At 40.5% G+C, this 16,743-nt stretch carries 17 protein-coding genes and 1 other RNA gene; 14 read left to right on the top strand and 4 right to left on the bottom strand.

Annotated elements, in window-relative coordinates; translation table 11 throughout:
* Positions 1 to 111: 111 nt before the first annotated feature.
* A complete protein-coding gene (gene ppk2, locus PF027_RS04995; RefSeq protein WP_442867879.1) occupies positions 112 to 1,032 on the bottom strand; it encodes a polyphosphate kinase 2 in 921 nt (306 codons plus the stop codon).
* A 101-nt stretch (positions 1,033 to 1,133) separates the two neighbouring features.
* Between ppk2 and dsbD the strand changes: the two genes are divergently transcribed.
* From dsbD to mrdA, 9 genes are all read left to right on the top strand, one after another.
* Positions 1,134 to 2,915 (top strand): protein-disulfide reductase DsbD, encoded by a 1,782-nt coding sequence (gene dsbD, locus PF027_RS04990; RefSeq protein WP_270872375.1) that lies wholly within the window; start codon positions 1,134 to 1,136, stop codon positions 2,913 to 2,915.
* 401 nt (positions 2,916 to 3,316) lie between these two features.
* A complete protein-coding gene (locus PF027_RS04985) occupies positions 3,317 to 3,541 on the top strand; it encodes a hypothetical protein (RefSeq protein ID WP_270859425.1) in 225 nt (74 codons plus the stop codon).
* Positions 3,542 to 3,636: 95 nt separating this feature from the next.
* The gene (locus tag PF027_RS04980; protein ID WP_270872374.1) at positions 3,637 to 4,125 is read left to right on the top strand and encodes a KdsC family phosphatase; all 489 of its coding nucleotides are present in this window, start codon (positions 3,637 to 3,639) and stop codon (positions 4,123 to 4,125) included.
* Positions 4,116 to 4,646, top strand: a complete 531-nt coding sequence (gene lptC / locus PF027_RS04975; RefSeq protein WP_270872373.1) for an LPS export ABC transporter periplasmic protein LptC — start codon at positions 4,116 to 4,118, stop codon at positions 4,644 to 4,646. Before PF027_RS04980 ends, lptC begins: the two co-directional genes overlap by 10 nt.
* Positions 4,610 to 5,125: a lipopolysaccharide transport periplasmic protein LptA gene (gene lptA / locus PF027_RS04970; protein WP_442867878.1), complete on the top strand. Its 516-nt coding sequence runs from the start codon at positions 4,610 to 4,612 to the stop codon at positions 5,123 to 5,125. Before lptC ends, lptA begins: the two co-directional genes overlap by 37 nt.
* Entirely contained in the window at positions 5,122 to 5,760 is a 639-nt protein-coding gene (locus PF027_RS04965; RefSeq protein WP_270872372.1) for a GTP-binding protein, read from the top strand. Before lptA ends, PF027_RS04965 begins: the two co-directional genes overlap by 4 nt.
* Positions 5,757 to 6,356 carry a GNAT family N-acetyltransferase gene (locus tag PF027_RS04960; protein WP_270872371.1) on the top strand — a complete coding sequence of 200 codons (600 nt, stop codon included), beginning with the start codon at positions 5,757 to 5,759 and terminating at the stop codon, positions 6,354 to 6,356. Before PF027_RS04965 ends, PF027_RS04960 begins: the two co-directional genes overlap by 4 nt.
* Positions 6,323 to 6,811: a hypothetical protein gene (locus PF027_RS04955; protein ID WP_270872370.1), complete on the top strand. Its 489-nt coding sequence runs from the start codon at positions 6,323 to 6,325 to the stop codon at positions 6,809 to 6,811. The genes PF027_RS04960 and PF027_RS04955 overlap by 34 nt, the downstream gene beginning before the upstream one ends.
* Positions 6,808 to 8,628 (top strand): penicillin-binding protein 2, encoded by a 1,821-nt coding sequence (gene mrdA / locus PF027_RS04950; RefSeq protein WP_270872369.1) that lies wholly within the window; start codon positions 6,808 to 6,810, stop codon positions 8,626 to 8,628. The genes PF027_RS04955 and mrdA overlap by 4 nt, the downstream gene beginning before the upstream one ends.
* Positions 8,629 to 8,851: 223 nt before the next feature.
* On the opposite strand, the gene PF027_RS04945 is transcribed toward mrdA, so the two are convergent.
* Positions 8,852 to 9,694 carry a tetratricopeptide repeat protein gene (locus PF027_RS04945; protein ID WP_270872368.1) on the bottom strand — a complete coding sequence of 281 codons (843 nt, stop codon included), beginning with the start codon at positions 9,692 to 9,694 and terminating at the stop codon, positions 8,852 to 8,854.
* 84 nt (positions 9,695 to 9,778) lie between these two features.
* Between PF027_RS04945 and rnpB the strand changes: the two genes are divergently transcribed.
* An RNA gene (gene rnpB, locus PF027_RS04940) (RNase P RNA component class A) lies at positions 9,779 to 10,105 on the top strand.
* 385 nt (positions 10,106 to 10,490) lie between these two features.
* Here rnpB and PF027_RS04935 read toward each other — a convergent pair.
* Together PF027_RS04935 and rsmH are read right to left on the bottom strand one after the other, a co-directional pair.
* On the bottom strand, positions 10,491 to 10,868 hold the full coding sequence (locus PF027_RS04935; RefSeq protein ID WP_270868033.1) for a hypothetical protein: 378 nt from the start codon (positions 10,866 to 10,868) through the stop codon (positions 10,491 to 10,493).
* A gap of 128 nt (positions 10,869 to 10,996) precedes the next feature.
* Positions 10,997 to 11,932, bottom strand: a complete 936-nt coding sequence (gene rsmH / locus PF027_RS04930) for a 16S rRNA (cytosine(1402)-N(4))-methyltransferase RsmH (RefSeq protein ID WP_270872367.1) — start codon at positions 11,930 to 11,932, stop codon at positions 10,997 to 10,999.
* Between the two features lie 63 nt (positions 11,933 to 11,995).
* Here rsmH and PF027_RS04925 point away from each other — a divergent pair, with 63 nt between their 5' ends.
* From PF027_RS04925 to ftsZ, 4 genes are all read left to right on the top strand, one after another.
* Positions 11,996 to 12,562 (top strand): class II aldolase and adducin N-terminal domain-containing protein, encoded by a 567-nt coding sequence (locus PF027_RS04925; protein ID WP_270859434.1) that lies wholly within the window; start codon positions 11,996 to 11,998, stop codon positions 12,560 to 12,562.
* A gap of 127 nt (positions 12,563 to 12,689) precedes the next feature.
* The gene (locus PF027_RS04920; RefSeq protein ID WP_270872366.1) at positions 12,690 to 14,147 is read left to right on the top strand and encodes a peptidylprolyl isomerase; all 1,458 of its coding nucleotides are present in this window, start codon (positions 12,690 to 12,692) and stop codon (positions 14,145 to 14,147) included.
* The gene (gene ftsA, locus PF027_RS04915; RefSeq protein WP_270872365.1) at positions 14,140 to 15,519 is read left to right on the top strand and encodes a cell division protein FtsA; all 1,380 of its coding nucleotides are present in this window, start codon (positions 14,140 to 14,142) and stop codon (positions 15,517 to 15,519) included. The genes PF027_RS04920 and ftsA overlap by 8 nt, the downstream gene beginning before the upstream one ends.
* Before the next feature lie 20 nt (positions 15,520 to 15,539).
* Complete coding sequence (gene ftsZ / locus PF027_RS04910; protein WP_270866416.1) at positions 15,540 to 16,700, top strand: cell division protein FtsZ; 1,161 nt, start codon at positions 15,540 to 15,542, stop codon at positions 16,698 to 16,700.
* Positions 16,701 to 16,743 lie beyond the last annotated feature (43 nt).

The following is a 16,743-nucleotide window of genomic DNA, read 5'->3' as shown; positions in this document are numbered from 1 at the left end:
ATGTGGTTTGGTTTCCCGCGAATTTTATCAAAATTTATATAAATTTAGTTAAATTAAATCAAAAATTTAAGAAAAGATAAATTTAGACGCACAAACGGCGTCTAAATTCGGTTATTTTTTATCTTTTGGCTTACCTGTGCCTAGTTTTACCTGTTTTTCAGCTTTTTGTGCTTTTTTTAGGGTTTCTAGTTTTTCCAAGCCCTCGTTTCTAAGGCTATTTTCCATAAGCATGATTTCTTCTGTGCCGGTTCTGACCAAATCCACATCGACTTTAAATTCGCTAGGATCGATTTTTTCATCATAATCAATTCTGGCTAAAATGCAGCGAAACGCATTTAATCTTGCAGCTTTTTTGTCATTACTATCTAGCACGATCCATGGCGCAATATCGGTGTTTGAGGCTAGTAGCATTGAGTATTTTGCCAAAGTGTATTGCTCCCAAAGCTCTTGCGATTTGGCATCTACTGGGGAGAGTTTGTATTGTTTAAGAGGGTCTGTGCGGCGCGCCTCGAAGCGTTTTTGTTGCTCCTCTTTTGAAACTGAGAAATAAAATTTAAACAAAATAATGCCAGAATTTGCTAGCATTTCCTCGAATTTCGGCACTTGTCGTAAAAATTCTTTGTGTTCAGCATCGGTGCAAAATCCCATTACAGGCTCGACCATAGCGCGGTTATACCAGCTTCTATCAAAAATCACAATCTCGCCCGCACTTGGCAAATGCGCGACATAGCGTTGGAAATACCATTGTGTTTTTTCGACATTGCTTGGCTTTTCGAGTGCGACTATACGGCAACCGCGTGGGTTTAGGTGCTCGGTTAGGCGTTTGATTGTGCCACCTTTGCCCGCTGCGTCGCGACCTTCCATGATGATTAGGACTTTTAGCCCTTTATCTTTGACATAGCGTTGAAGTTTGAGTAACTCGATTTGAAATTTTACAAGCTCGCTCTCGTAAAATTCTTTGTTCATTTTTTTGATTTTTTTGCCCTCGTATGCGATTTGTTTGAGTTGTGTATCGCTTGTTTGTTCAGCCATTTTGTTCTCCTTTTTTGAAAATAAAACTTAAATTATACATTTAAAAGAATTAAAATTTAATATGTTTTTGATAATATTACGAAAAAATTTCAAGGCAAATAATGAGAATTTTATCTTTTATTTTTCTGTTTTTTATCACGCTTTTTGGCGAAGTAATCGCACCAAATGAGGCCTTCATCGTCGATACAAACACAAGCGAAAGCGAAATTAGCTTAAATTTTCGCGTCGCAGATGAGATTTATATTTATAAAGACGAGATTAAAATTTTTATTGATAATGCCGAAGTTAGCGCACTTTTAAATTTACCAGAGCCAAAAGAGTATAAAAATCACCAAATTTATGACGGAAATTTCAGCATTGCCCTGCCTATGGGGCTAGTGCTTGCAAACGCAAAAGATAACAAAAATTTTCAAATTTTAGTGAAATTTCTTGGTTGCACTGTGGGTGGGTTTTGCTACGAGCCACAAAACAGAGGCTTTGCGCTAAATAAAAGTGGCAAGAGTTATGAAATTTCGGCGTTGAAAAATCCCGGCGCAGGTATTTCGGGGCAAAATTTAGAGCAAAATTCGCCTGCGCAAAATTCGGGGAATTTTGGCTCAAATTTAAGCCAATCGCAAATTTTAGAAATTTTTGAAAACAAAAGCTTTTTTATGACCTTGATTTTATTCTTTGGTTTTGGCGTTTTGCTCTCTTTGACACCTTGCATTTATCCGCTCATACCGATACTCTCGTCGATTATCGTGGCTAAAACAGCTAGCAAGCCAAGCGTGAAATTAAGCCTGATTGTAAGCGTGATTTATGTGCTTGGCATGGCGAGTTCGTATGCGGTTTTGGGCGCTGGGGTGGCGGTTTTGGGCGAAAATTTGCAAGGTATTTTGCAAAATAAAATCGCCCTAATCATCACGGCAGCCATTTTTGTGGCTTTGGCGTTTTCACTTTTTGGGGTTTATGAGATTAGGCTTCCTGGCAGATTGCAAAATTTCCTAAGTGCTAAAAGCGACGCGAGAAGCGGATTTGTGGGTGTGTTTTTAATGGGGGCGATTTCATCACTTATGGTTAGCCCTTGCATTTCAGCCCCGCTAAGTGCTGCGCTAATATACATCGCAAATAGCGCAAATATAGCCCTTGGAGCCAGTGCGCTTTTTGCTTTGGGGCTTGGAAGCGGGGTTTTGCTCATTATAATCGGGCTTGGAGGCGCGCTGCCGCGTCCAGGCGAGTGGATGGAAGTGGTGCCAAAAATCTTTGGATTTTTGCTTTTGTTTATGGCGGTTTGGATAGTGCGCTTCATAATCGGCGAAAATTTAGCACTGCTATTTTACGCGATTTTGTGCGCGTTAATGGCTGGGGTTTTGGGATTGTTTGATGCGCGCGCAAACGCACTAAAACGCGCACTCGCGCTTTTAACGCTAGTTTATAGCGTGCTTTTGCTAATCGGATTTGCAAGCGGGGCGAGGGATTTTACCAAGCCACTTAGCGAAATTTCGGCACAAAAGGGCGTAGCTGCGCAAAAAGGCGTTATGACGCAAAGTGCGAAAAATGGGGAAAGATTTATTTTCGTGCGAGATTTGGGTGAGTTACGCGAGATGATTAAAGGCTCGCAAAAGCCCGTGATTGTGGATTTTTGGGCGCAGTGGTGCAAAAACTGCGAAGAGAGTGAGGCGGCGTTTGGCGATGAGAGTTTGGCTGAAATTTTGTCAAATTTCACGCTTGCTAAGGTTGATTTGACCCAAAACAGCCCCCAAATGAGCGAGATTAAAAAAGAATTTGGCATTATGGGGCCTCCTGCGATTTTGTTTTTTAAAAACGGCAGTGAGTTAGAAAACCTGCGCCAAATCGGCTCGCTAAATTCAGCGAAACTAGCGCAAATTTTATTGCAGATTTGAAATTTGCTAATTTTGTATAATCTGTCATTGCAAAGAAATGCGAAGCATTTCCGTAAAAAAAAACCAGCTAAATTTAGAGCGAAGCTCTAAATTTAGCCACCTTAAAAGCGTCGTCGGGGGTTGGGGGATTGTAAGGGGGAAGGGGCGCGACCTCGCAATTCAAGCCCCCTTCCCCCTTACAGAGAATTTCACGGCGCAGGTTAAATTCAAAAAATAATTCAATGCTAAATTTAGGTTGAATTTAACTCTAAATTTTACTGGATTGCTTCGCTTTCTGCGAAAGCTCGCAATGACAGAGAATTTACAAATTTGGAATTTTGATTTCGTAGATTGCCACGCCTCGCAATGACAAATTTTAGCAAATTTCACGCTAAAATTTAGCGAAATTTATAAGGATTAAAATGCAAACAACTCTTGCTTTGGCATTTCTTGGCTTTTTACCACTTTTATGGCTAATTTCGCTTTGTTTTGTGATTTTTTATATCATAAAATTTGCGCGCACGCCGAATTTTAGCGACCAAAGAGCGTATTACAAAAGGCGAATAAAAAGTGCGCTTTGCATTTTTGCGATAATCTTGCCGATTTTGTTTTGTTTGGTTTATATTTTTTCGATTTTTATTTATTAACCAAAGCTTTAAAATTTTACTCTAAAATGGCTGTTTTATAAGCAAAATTTGGCTAAAATCATTAGCTTTTAAATTTACAAATTATGGGAAAATTTATGATAAAAATTATTTTTTTAGATGTCGATGGTTCGCTCACTGACGGCGCGCTGTATCACGCAGAGAGTGGCGAGACGATGAAGAGATTCGATGTCAAAGACGGCTTTGGGATCCAAGAGTGGCAAAGGTGCGGTCTTTACGCTGCCATAATCACGGGCAAAAGCTCGCAAATCGTGGCAAATAGGGCAAAGGAGCTTAAAATTCCTTTTGTTTTCCAGGGCGAAAAGGACAAATTCGGCAGAGCTAGCGAAATTTTAGCCGAACTCGGGCTCGATTTTAGCGAGGCTGCGGCGATTGGCGATGATTTAAACGACGCGAAACTGCTAAACGCCGTTGGTATGAGTTTCAAGCCAAGCGACGCGCTAAATTCGTTAAACGCCCATTATACGCTAAATGCGCGTGGCGGGCATGGAGCGGTGCGCGAGATGATTGAAATCTTAGTCGATAAAAACAATATGCGAGAGATTTGGAACTCTAAATGGTTATAAAAATTTTTTATGTCGTAATCGCAATTTTTAGCGTCGCTATGGTGTTTCTAAGCGTGCAAACTCCGTATTTCGAGGAGATGTTTAAGGAAAATTTAAATGTCTCAAATCTCGAAATGCAAGGCGTGAGAGATTATCAAGTGGGCGAGAAAATCACTGGCGAATTTAGAGCCAAAAACGGGATTCGCTACAAAGATCGCGATGAATTTTACGAATTTGGCGCTGTGATTTTAGATGATATAAATCACACAATTAGCTCAAATTTAGCCGTTAAAAAGGGCGATAATATCAAATTTAGCGGTTCGGCGCATTACCGCAACAGCGACGAAATAGATTACAAATCCGAGCAAATCACCTACAATCTCAAAAACAAAATCGTTCGCTCAGATGTGCCATACACCCTCACTCAGGGCGAAAACAAAGTAACTGGCGAAAAAATCAGTTACGATACAAAAAATAAAAAAACAAACTCAAAAGGAATTCACGCATGGTATTACACGCAGGACAAAAATTCATCAAATTAGCGATTTTTTCATCGCTTTTGGCTTGTATGAGCGCATTTGGCGCACCTGAGTTAGTCGAGGTTACGGCGGATAATTTTTTCGCTGACGAGGTCAAACAAATAAGCACCCTAACGGGCAATGTAAAGATAAAAAAAGGCTCTTATGATACGCTAACTTCGGATAAGGTTACGATTTATTTCGACGCCAAAAAGCAACCCACAAAATATGTCGCCACAGGAAATGCGAAATTTAAGGTGCTAGTAAATGACAAACACTACGACGGGCAGGGCGCAGTGCTGACATACACGCCGGGCGCTGAGACATACACGCTCGAAGGAAACGCGCATTTGCACGAAACTGAGACCAAAAAAGAGGTCTTTGGCGAGCAGATTGTGGTCAATCGCACCAAAGGCACCTATGAGGTCAAATCTGCGCCAAATGGCGGCGCTGGCAAAAAGCCTGTGAGATTAATCTTTCAAGTAGAAGATCAGCAAAAATGATAAACATAAACGACGCGAAATTTATAACTTCCGCCGCAGGGATTGCCGATAGTCCAGAGTTTGCGATGAGCGAGGTGGCGTTTTTGGGGCGCTCAAATGTGGGCAAATCCAGCCTGATAAACGCTCTAACTCAGCGCAAAGGGCTAGCCAAATCAAGCTCGACGCCGGGCAAGACGCAACTTGTGAATTATTTCGAGGTAAAATTTGGGCAAAAATTTAGCGAAAATGAAAAATTTGATGAAGCTTTGGCAAATTTAGGCGAGAATTTTTCGCTTATGTTTGTGGATTTGCCGGGTTTTGGATATGCAAAAGTATCGAAAAAAATGCACTATATCTGGCAGAAAAATTTGGACGAATTTATCAAAAACCGCCAAAATATCAAGCTTTTTGTCCATTTGATAGATTCGCGCCAATTCGATTTGGATATTGATAGAAATTTGCGCGAGTATGTGGAGAGCTTTTTGCGAGGCGATCAGCAAATTTTGCGCCTTTACACGAAAGCTGACAAACTAAATCAAGCTGGGCGCGCAAAGCTACTTAAAAGCAATCCTGGCGCACTTTTCGTCTCGACGCTGAAAGGTTCTGGCATAGCCAAAGCACGCGAATTAATCATAAAAAAGGCGTTTGGACTATGATAGTGCTAGAAAAACCGCGTCTGTGCGACATAGGCGCAATGCAAGAAATGATAAAAGCCGAGGTTGAAAGTGGCGTGATTTTGCCTAGAAGCAACGACGAAATCGCCACAAATATCCGCTCATATACGCTAGCGTATGTCTGCGATGAGGCGCGCGCCAAGCCAGAAAACACTGAGCCGAAATTTGATAGTGCAAATTTAGGGGCAAATTCTAGTGAAATTTCAAACCAAAATTCCCAAATTTGCGCCTCTTACACGCAGTATTTCGCCCAAAAACCACAAAACGCCGAACTTGCAGGATATGCGTCTTTGAAAATTTTCAATGCAGATCTTGCAGAAATTCGCTCATTTGTCGTTTCGCCGAAATTTCGCAGGCGAGGAATCGGCTCAAAAATCGTCAAAGCCCTGCTAGACGAGGCGAAATTTTATGGCTTAAAAAATGTCTTTGCGCTAACTTATCAAAAGCATTTTTTCGAGCAAAACGGCTTTAAAGAAATCAGTAAAGACGAGCTTCCAGCCCAAAAAATTTGGGCAGATTGTATATCTTGCAAAAAGTTTCCAGTATGCAACGAAGTCGCGGTAATTTATACCTTATAGTCGATTTTGCCCTAAGCTTTGGCGTCGCGTTTTATCTGCTTTTAAGCGTGATGTATCGGGGACTGCCGCCGCTTTTGGGATTTTTTTTCGTGACTTTGGTGGTGCTGAAATTCGAGCATGAAAACAAATTTAAAAAATACAATTTCGCTTACTATTTTGCGATTTTTTATCTATTTTGCGCCGAGCAAATTTACGGATTTAACCTATTTAGCATTGCGCTAGCTTACATTATTTTTTACACTTTTATCTACGAATTTAGCCTGCGAAATATCAAATTCCGCAACTTTTTGCTTGGCTTTTATGTGGTGATTGCTTATGCGCTGATTTTGGGGGTAAATGGCGCGATTTCGTATATCAAAAAAGCTGACGCTATGAGTGTGGGAAGCGAGTATTTAAGCTATATCGTGGTCGATATTTTGCTTAGTTTGCTCTTTTTTAAGGGGCGATTTGTATGAGATTGAAATTCGTCTTTTTCTTTGTTTTGGCGTTTTTTACCATGCTTTTGGTTAGGGTGTATTATCTAGCTATCAAATCAAACGAATTTTACGAGCAAATCGCCAAAAACAATGTCGTCTCGACCGAGTATATCCCGCCTGTGAGGGGGCAGATACTAGACGCCAAAAACCGCCCGCTAGCGATTAATAATATCGGATTTTCGCTTTTGATTGCGCCACATTTAAAAGATAGCGCGCTGGACGCTGAGCTAGCAAATATCAGCAAATATTTCGCGGATTTAAACACCACGCAAATGCGCAAAATTTACAAGGACGAAAACTCGGTTTATAACCAAAATTTTATCGAAGTCGTTAAATTTTTGGATTACAACGAAACAATCACGCATTTTGCGAATTTAAATCTGCACGAAAATATCCGTGTCGAGCCTGCTTCGCAACGCTATTATCCGCACAATCACCTCGCCTCACATATCATCGGCTATGTCGGACGCGCGAATAAAAAAGATATCAAATCCAACCCTCTTTCGGCTCTTACTGGATATAACGGCAGAAGCGGTGTGGAGGGGTATTATAATGAAATTTTACAGGGCAAAAGGGGCGAGCGCAAGACCAAGGTAACTGCGCTAAATGAGGTTGTCGAGGAGATTTCATACGAGGAGCCAAGCAGTAGCGAGATTTCGCTGACGATTGATTTGGAATTCCAAAGATATTTAGAGGAAATTTTCAAAGACAAAGACGGCGTGGCGATCGTGATTGATCTAAAAGACGGCGCGATACTGGGCGCTGGAAGCTTCCCTGAGTATAATCTAAACACCTTTGTGGGCGGAATTTCGCAAGCCCAGTGGGACGAGCTAATCAAAGATCCGCGCCACCCATTTACAAACAAGCTCGTAAATGGCCTCTATCCGCCAGGCTCGGTAATCAAAATGGCTGTTGGAATGAGTTTTTTAAACAGCGGCAAGATAAATGAGAATTGGAGCGCGTTTTGCGGTGGTGCGATTGAGCTTGGAGGGCGCAGATTTAGGTGTTGGAGTAGTGGAGGGCACGGCAGAGTGAGCCTAGTGCAGGCTATCAAAAGTAGCTGTGATATATATTTTTACGAAGGCTCGTTGATTGTGGGGATTGATTATATGTCAGCTTACCTTAACCGCATGGGATATGGCGTGAAAACAGGCGTGGATTTGCCGAACGAATTCGTAGGCACCATGCCAAATAAGGCGTGGAAAATGCAGAAATTCAAACGCCCATGGTATCAAGGCGAGACCGTAAATGCCTCAATCGGTCAAGGCGATGTGCTAGTAACGCCTATGCAAGTAGCCAAAAACACAGCCCAAATCGCCACAGGCAAGGCGATAATCCCGCATTTTTTAAAGAGCATTGACGGCGAAGAGATTAGCTTCGAGCCGGGCGAGCTTTTCACTCCGGCTGAAAAAAACCAACTCCCGCTTGTAAGGCGCGGTATGTATGAGGTGGGAAACAACCCAAACGGCGGAACTGCGTATAAAATCATGAAAGACGCCGTCGTCCCGCTCGCGGTCAAAACCGGCACCGCGCAGGTCGTAGGACTATCGCAAAAGACAAATAAACGCCTAAAAGAGTCGCAAATGGATTATTTCCACCGCTCGCATGCGTGGATGACGAGCTTCGGCCCGTATGAAAACCCAAAATACGCCGTCACGGTGCTAGTCGAGCATGGAGGCGGTGGCGGAAGCGCGGCTGGTCCTGTGGTGAAAAAAATCTTTGAAAAACTCGTGGATATGGGCTATATCGACGCAAACGCTACGGCAAATTCTACGCAAAATTTGAAGAAAAAGTAGAATTAAAATTTCAAATTTCTTGCTGACGCAATCTATGGATACTGCGCCGAAATTTTAAAATTTGCAAATTTTGCTTTTGGTGTCATTGCGAGAATTTTGCGTAGCAAAATTCGTGGCAATCTACAAAGTTTAAATTAAAAGCAGGGCAAATGGCAGAATTTCGCAGAATTTTAAAATTTCTGCGAAATTTTAAAATTTTTGCAACGCTCTTGTTGCAAGAAAATTACAGCTTTTGTTTTATTTCAGCTATGAGTTGTTTTGTGAAAATTACGCTATCGATATCGCCTAAACGCTCAGATATATCTAGCACTTTTTCAAAGATTTCCAAGGCTTTGCTATACTCGTTTTTTAAAAAATACGATCGCCCTAAAATCCCGTAAGTTGCGCCGATAATTTCATCATTGCTAAGCCCTAAATTTTCGCTAATTGCGTGGCTAGGTCCATCATCTTTATCTGACGACTCTTTTAGCATTTGAAGCACTTTTTGGCAGTATTTTATCGTATTGTCATTATCATTTATGTGTGAATAATCCATCGCTAATAACAAACAAGATTCTATAATATCCCTACTGTTTTTATCCAAAATCATCTCTCGCACATTGAGAGCTTTTAGTTTATATTCTATGGCATTATCAAAATCTTTGATTGCTGAATAAGCTACTCCTAGAAAAACATAGATATCTGCAATGTAAGAAATATCTTTTTTTTCAGGGTTTCTCCGCTGCGTTTCAAGCACTTCTAATCCGCATTTTATAGCATTATTATAGTATTCAAGCGCTTTTTCACTGTTTCCTAGATTAGCATGGCACTCTGCGATGTTAACATAAGAGCGGGCGATGTCCGGGTGGATCTTATCTGAGTGAGTATTATCAAAGACCTTTTCTTGTATATTAAGTGCCGCCTCAAAGCATGCCAAGGCAATATTATAATCCCCAGATTTTTTATTACTCTTGCCTATATCATAGTAAGCATAGGCGGTGGTATAGTGGTCTGATCCAAATGTGTCTATTGTCTGTTGTATGTATGCTTGGTGTAGCGGTGAGAGTTTTTTTAATAAATCGTTCATTTGCTATCCTTTGTAGTGAAAAACCAATAATAGCATTTTTAGGTTAAGAAATAAAATTTAAGCATAAAAAGCTATAATTGCGCTTCGGCGTGGCGAGCGGTCGCTTGTGATAAACAAGAGGAAAGTCCGAGCTGCAATAAGACAGAGTTGCGTCTAACGGACGCCGTGGGAAACCATAGGGAAAGTGCAACAGAAAGCAAACCGCCATAGCGTTCGCGCTATGGTAAGGGTGAAAGGGCGGGGTAAGAGCCCACCGCGCGCATGGAGACATGGGCGGCAGTGCAAACCCAACTCGCAGCAAGAATAGAAGGTAAGGTCTTATGAGATACTATTCGCTAGAACTGGTTTGCAAAAACCAGTGTAGATAAATGACCGCACAGACAGAACTCGGCTTATAGCCACGCCTTTCATTTATTTTTGCAAAATTTCCACAATAATAGTAGTAAATGTAGTTGAATTTGTCATTGCGAGCGAAGCGAAGCAATCTATGAGTTTAAAATTTAGGGTTAGTTTGTTTGCTAAAATTTTGAAATTTATGGAATTTTATAAAATTTGCGAATTTATCGTTCGGTGATTTTAGCTCGTAGATTGCCACGAATTTTGCTAACGCAAAATTTTCGCAATGACAGATTAAGTGCTATGGAATTTTTCTGGATTGCACGCCTAGTAAAACAGCTTCTCAAAATGGCAAATCAAAATTTCGGGGCAGTGTTTCAAACTTGCGGTAGCGAAATAAATTTAAAATTAATCACATAAATTTTTTGTTAGTTAGTGTGTTAGTTAGCCAAAATGGGCGTTAGTTTGGTTTGTCATCGAGATTGACGGCGTCGATGATCTCTTTTTTGAAGCGCAAAAACTCGATATTGTTTTTAAGCGCGCGGTTTTCTTCGAGTAGGACCTCGTGTTTGGTGCGAAGCTCTGCGATGTCGCGCGAAATGTAGTAAATCTCGTTTCGGATAAAAATCGCCGGCACGGTTAGTAAAAACACGAACATCATTATCAAATAGGTCATCAAAAGTTTGTTTAAGGATAAATTTACCTCTTTGAAATTTGTGGTTTGGTAGTTTTGCAAAATTTGGTTTTGTTCGTCGCTGATATATTCGCTCGTCTTGGGCGCGGATTTAGCTCTGTTTGGGACGGAATTATTTATGATAAAATCATATTCGTTATTCAAAATTTTCTCCACTTAAATTTTAAAATTTTCAAAATTCGAAAAATTATAAGTAAAATTTAGCATAATATTTTACACAAAATTTTGCTTATAATTTTTAATAAAATTTTACTAAAATAGCCTAAATTTGGCTATTTTATCTGAAAAATTCTCAGCTTCGCACTGCTTGCGCGAGAATTTTGCGCTAGCTCTTCGCTGCTAGCGGTGATTGGCTTTTTGCTTATGATTTTGCCTAGATTGTGGTTAGCTCCACACTCGCATTTTAGTGCAAATTCTGGGCAAATACACGCTTTTTCCCACTCTTTAAAACGCGTTTTTACGATACGATCTTCGAGCGAGTGAAAGGAGATTATAGCAATTTTTGCATTAGTTAAGACTTTATTTCTTGCTTTTTGTTCGATTAAATTTAAAAGTTCGCCAAGTTCGCCAAGTTCGTTATTTACCTCGATTCTGATTGCCTGAAATGCGAGGATTGCAGGGCTTACGCTTCTGTTTTTGGCAGGTTTAGTGCCGATTATTTGCGCCAAATCTTTCGCGCTGGTAATCGGTGAGAGTTTGCGTGCTTGGATAATTTTTTCAGCGATTTGATATGCGTTTGGTAGCTCGCCGTATTCGCGTAAAATCCGTGCAAGTTCATCTTTTGTATAATTATTTACTATAAATTTCGCGTCTTTTGAGCAGGAGCTGTCCATACGCATATCTAGCTCGTCGCTTCCTAGCCCAAAACCCCGCTCGTTTTTGTCGATTTGAAGCGATGAAACGCCGATATCGGCTAAAATTCCCCTTATGTTTTTTATTTTTTCATCTGGCAAAATTTTTAAAATTTCACTAAATTTTGCCTTATGGATTTGCACGCGATCTTTGAAATTTTCTAGCCTTTTACTTGAAAAATTTATCGCCTCGCTATCCCTATCACATGCGATTAAATGGACATTTGGTAGGCTTTGCAAGATACCTTGGCTATGCCCTGCGTATCCTAGGGTGCAATCAAGTATGTAGCCACTCTGGGTGTCCGAAAATGCGCTAAGTGTTTCGTTAAACAAAACTGGAATATGAGGAATTTGCAAACTTAATCCTTTTAAAATTTCTAGTTTAGTATAATAGCGCATTTTTTAGGTAAAAGGTAAAAAATGGACGAGTATTATTACGAAATTTTGCGTAGAATTTCGCTTTCGATGTTTAGAAAGGAGCTTTTTGGCATTTTTCACGGCTCGATTTCAGCCAAAGTTAAGGATAATCAATTCATTATCAATAAAAAAAATGCCATTTTTGACAGCCTAGGTTTGGACGATTTCGTGGCGTTGTTTGCCAAAAAGGACTATCGCTGGGAAGAGGCGAGTATAGATAGTGATATACATTTAAATATATATAAAAATATTAAAGAAGCCAAATTCGTTGCTTACGCTATGCCGCCGTATTTGCTTGCATATACCTTAGAACACGACTTTATCATACCGCGTGATTATTATGGTGCGACTATCATCAAACGGCTTGAAATTTACGATCCGAAAAATTACGATGATTGGCACGATAGGGCACCGCACGAAATTTACAATTATATGATGAGCGAAAATAGTGATATCATCGTGGTTAGGGGATATGGCGTGTTTGCGTATGCCAGAAGCGCACAGAGTCTTGCGAAAAAAATCGCTGTTTTGGAAAATAGTTGCAAAATGCTTTTACTAAACCATAATTAACTTTTTTGTAAAAAAATGTTACTAACGCGTTATAAAATGACAAAAATGCCTATTTTTCAGTGTTACATAAGGTTTTTATCTGTATAATACTAACACATTTTGTTAGTTGATTAAAGGGAAATAATTTATGATCAATTGGATGCAAAAGCATAAAAAGTCGCTCATACCTACTATCTGGATTAGCACGATAGCTTTCGTTGGTGCTGGTTTTGTGGGCTGGGGCGCGTATGATATGAACGCAAACAGAGCTGGTTCTATCGCCAAAGTAGGACAAATTTCTGTTACTAACCAAGAACTAAATACGAAATATTCTGAGCTTTACAATCGTCTTTATAGCATGAGTGATGGCAGATTTACTAGGGAGCAAGCCGATCAAATGCGCCTAGACGAAATCGCTGCAAACGAGCTTATTAAAGAGGCATATTTTTTAAATTTTGCTAACGATTTGGGGCTAAGGGCTACGGAAAAAGATGTGGCCGAGTTTGTGGTAAATGCGCCAGCCTTCCAAGAAAATGGCGTTTTTAATCAGACTTTATACGATAACAGCGTCAAAAATTCAGGTCTTACCAAAAAAGAATTTGAGCGAAATTTACAAAAAGCAATCACGCTAGAAAAGCTTAGCGACGCGATAAAAGTCGTGCCAAATATGGATATCGTCGAGGCTATCACAGCCTCTGGTTTGGTGCAAGATAGCGTGCAAGCGCAGATGATTTACGCCGATGATAATGTCAGTTTTAGCGACGATGAGTTAAAGAAATTTTGGGAGGGCGAAAAAGATCACTATATGAGTGAGAAAAAATACACCCTAAATACATACTTCATGCCGACTAAAACAGCAGAGGTTAGCGACGCCGAGCTGGAAAAATTTTATAACGAAAATCGCTCGGCATATCGTGGAAGCGATGATAAGGTGTTAGATTTCGCCGCAGCAAAAGATAGTGTGATTAAGGATTTTAGCCTCGATCAAGCCAAAAAAACAGCGCTAAAAAAATATTTAGAAATCAAAAAAGGCGAAGCCGATACCAATGAAACCATTATCGCCACGCCTAGCACATTTCCTGTGGGTGAGCTTGGAGAGGCTAAGGTCGGCGAGATTTTAAAACCTTTTGCTTACAATGACGGAAATTTAATCGTAAAAATCGCTAGCATAGACGAGCCAAAACCTCTTAGTTTCGAAGAGGCAAAAGAGTTAGCGGCGGCTGATTACCGCGTGGTTAGGGCTAGCGAGGTTTTAAACGAAAATGCGCAAAACGCACTCAAAGATTTCAAAGGAACTGAATTTGGCAAATTTACGCTAAATTCACAAAATACAACTTCGCTTAGAGATGACGAATTTTATAAATTTATCAGCGAAATGTTTTCTAAGCCTGCCAAAGAGGGCGTTGTGCTTTTTGACGATAAGGCTTTGGTCTATAAAATCACAGAACAAAGCTTAGGCGATGATACTAGCATAAACGAAAACAAATCTATGGTGGCGCAAAAAATCGACGGTATGATAAATTCAAATCTCCAAGGCGATTTGTTAAAACTTCTTGAAAAGCGTTATAAACTCGAAAGATATTATAAAGGTAGAGATAGTGAGTGAGTATATCTTAGGCTTAGACATCGGGTCTAACAAAATTCGTGCTTTAATAGCCAAAAATGACGGCGAGTTGAGCATTAGCGGAGTAGGTGTAGCTGATACCTTGGGTATAAAAAAGGGTGTGATTACTAACATCGAGCAGGCTGCTAGCTCAATCAAACAAGCTGTAAAAGGCGCTATCAAAAGTGCTGGTCGCAACTACGATAGAGCGGTGGTTTCGATATCTGGTTCGTATGCCAAAAGTGTCAAATCGCGTGGCGTAATCACTATGGAGCGCGAGATCGGTATCCACGAGATAGATCGCGCTATGAAGGTAGCCCAAGCGCAAGCCAATGTCCCGAACGACTATACTATTTTGCATGTGCTTCCTTATGATTTCAAAATCGACGAGCAAGAGCATATAGAAGATCCTCTTGGCATGAGTGGATCGAGGCTAGAAGTATCGGTTCATATCATAATCGCTCCAAAAAGCTCAATCCAAAATTTGAAAAAATCAGTAGAAATGGCAGGGGTAAAGGTTAGCAATATAGTCTTATCTGGCTATGCCTCATCAATTTCTACGCTAACAAAAGATGAAAAAGAGTTAGGCGTCGTGCTTATAGATATGGGTGGAGCGACTTGCGATGTGGTTATTCACCTAGGCAATTCATTGCGTTATAACGATGTTGTTATGTTGGGTTCGAATAACATCACTAACGACCTTTCTCGCGCGCTTCACACACCGCTACCTTATGCAGAAAATATAAAAATCACATATAATGATTTGATAAACGAGGGCGACAGCGAGGTAAATTTGCCTATCATGGGTGAAAGGGAAGATGAGAGTAAGTTGATTTCCCTTGAAATTATTTCGCAAGTAATATTGGCAAGAGTTAAGGAAATATTCGATCTTTTAGCCGATAAAATAGATAAAAGTGGCTACAAAGACAGGCTTGGTGCTGGCGTAGTCATCACTGGTGGTATGGCTAAGCTAGATGATGTCAGAGACCTAGGCACTATGGTTTTTGATAACATATCTGTTAGAGTAGCTAGACCAAAGAGCGTTAGTGGGCTTTCTGAGATCTCTTATGATAGCGCTAATGCTTGTGCGGTTGGACTTTGTATGTATGGATTTGGCGATTTTACGCCGTATGAGATTGATTCTAACGGCGAGCTTCGTTACAAAGATGAAACTATAAAAATCTCTACAAGCAGAGAGAGTTCGACATACTATGAAAAAGAAGTAACGCAAGCGATAGAAACAGAAGAGGTAAAAAGCAGTGTTACTAACACTAACACTACGGCAAATAACGGTGGGCTGGGCATTGGGCTTCCAGAAAAAAAGAAGCCAAATATGTTTGAAAAATTTATGACAATGTTAAAAAATAGCTTTTAAATTTAATAGAGGAGATTGCAATGAAAGGATTTATTGTGGAAGAAAACAAAGGTGTTTATGGCGCCAAAATGAAAGTAATCGGCGTCGGCGGCGGCGGTTGCAATATGATTAATCATATGATTAGAGAGGGTTTTACTAAGGCTGATGTCGAGCTTATGGTAGCTAACACAGATGTTCAAGCACTAGAAAAATCAATTGCAAAAACTAGAATTCAACTTGGACCAAATTTAACCAGAGGGCTTGGTTGCGGTATGGATCCTACTATGGGTCGTGGCGCTGCTGAGGAGAGCTATGAGGATCTAAAAGATCGCCTAGATTACGCTGATATGGTCTTTGTGGGCTCTGGTTTTGGTGGTGGCACAGGCACTGGTGCGGCTCCAATCGTAGCAAAAGCTGCTAAGGAAAAAAAGGCCCTAACAATCGGTATCGTTACAACTCCGTTTGATTTCGAGGGTAAAAAACGCATGCGCCTAGCGCAAGAGGGCTTGGAAGAGCTTAAAAAAGAGTGCGATTCTGTAATCGTAATCCCAAATCAAAATTTATTGAAAATCATTGATAAAAAAACAGGTATCAAAGAGGCTTACAAAAAGGTCGATAATGTCCTAGCACAAGCTGTAAATGGTATGATTTCTGTGATTTTAGAATCAGGCGATAGCGATATGAATGTGGATTACGCTGATGTTCGCAAGGTAATGCAACACCGCGGTATGGCGCTAATGGGCACAGGTGTATGCGACGGCGAGGACGCAGCAGAGGAAGCGATAAAAGCAGCTATCCAATCACCATTACTTGATAATGTTTCAATCAACGGCGCACAAGGCGTTTTGGTTCATTTCAAAATTTCACCTGATTGCTCGCTTATCGAAATCGAGTGCGCTATGAATATCATCAGAGAGGCTGTCAGCGAGGACGCGGACATAATCTTTGGAACGACAACAGATGATAGTATCGAAAACAATCGCGTAGAGGTAACTTTGATAGCTACTGGTTTCGAAAAGAGCGCCGCTGAAAAAAAGCAAGTAACTAAACAAAGCGTCGCTGATAGCAGACAAGCTATCATAGAAAGCTACGCTAGAAAATCGTTTTTTGCTAAACAAAAAGTAGCTAGTGGCGATTTCAACGGCGATGAAACTTATGATGAGTTAGAAGAGCCGACATTTTTACGCAAACAAATGGATTAATAATCCTTTAAAAGCAATTCTTCTATTATCGGTGCGCACCCCG

The sequence above is a fragment of the Campylobacter sp. VBCF_01 NA2 genome, assembly GCF_027797205.1.
Lineage (GTDB): Bacteria > Campylobacterota > Campylobacteria > Campylobacterales > Campylobacteraceae > Campylobacter_B.
Note: the sequence above shows the minus strand (reverse complement) of the source record. Positions and strands in the feature narration are given on the sequence as shown.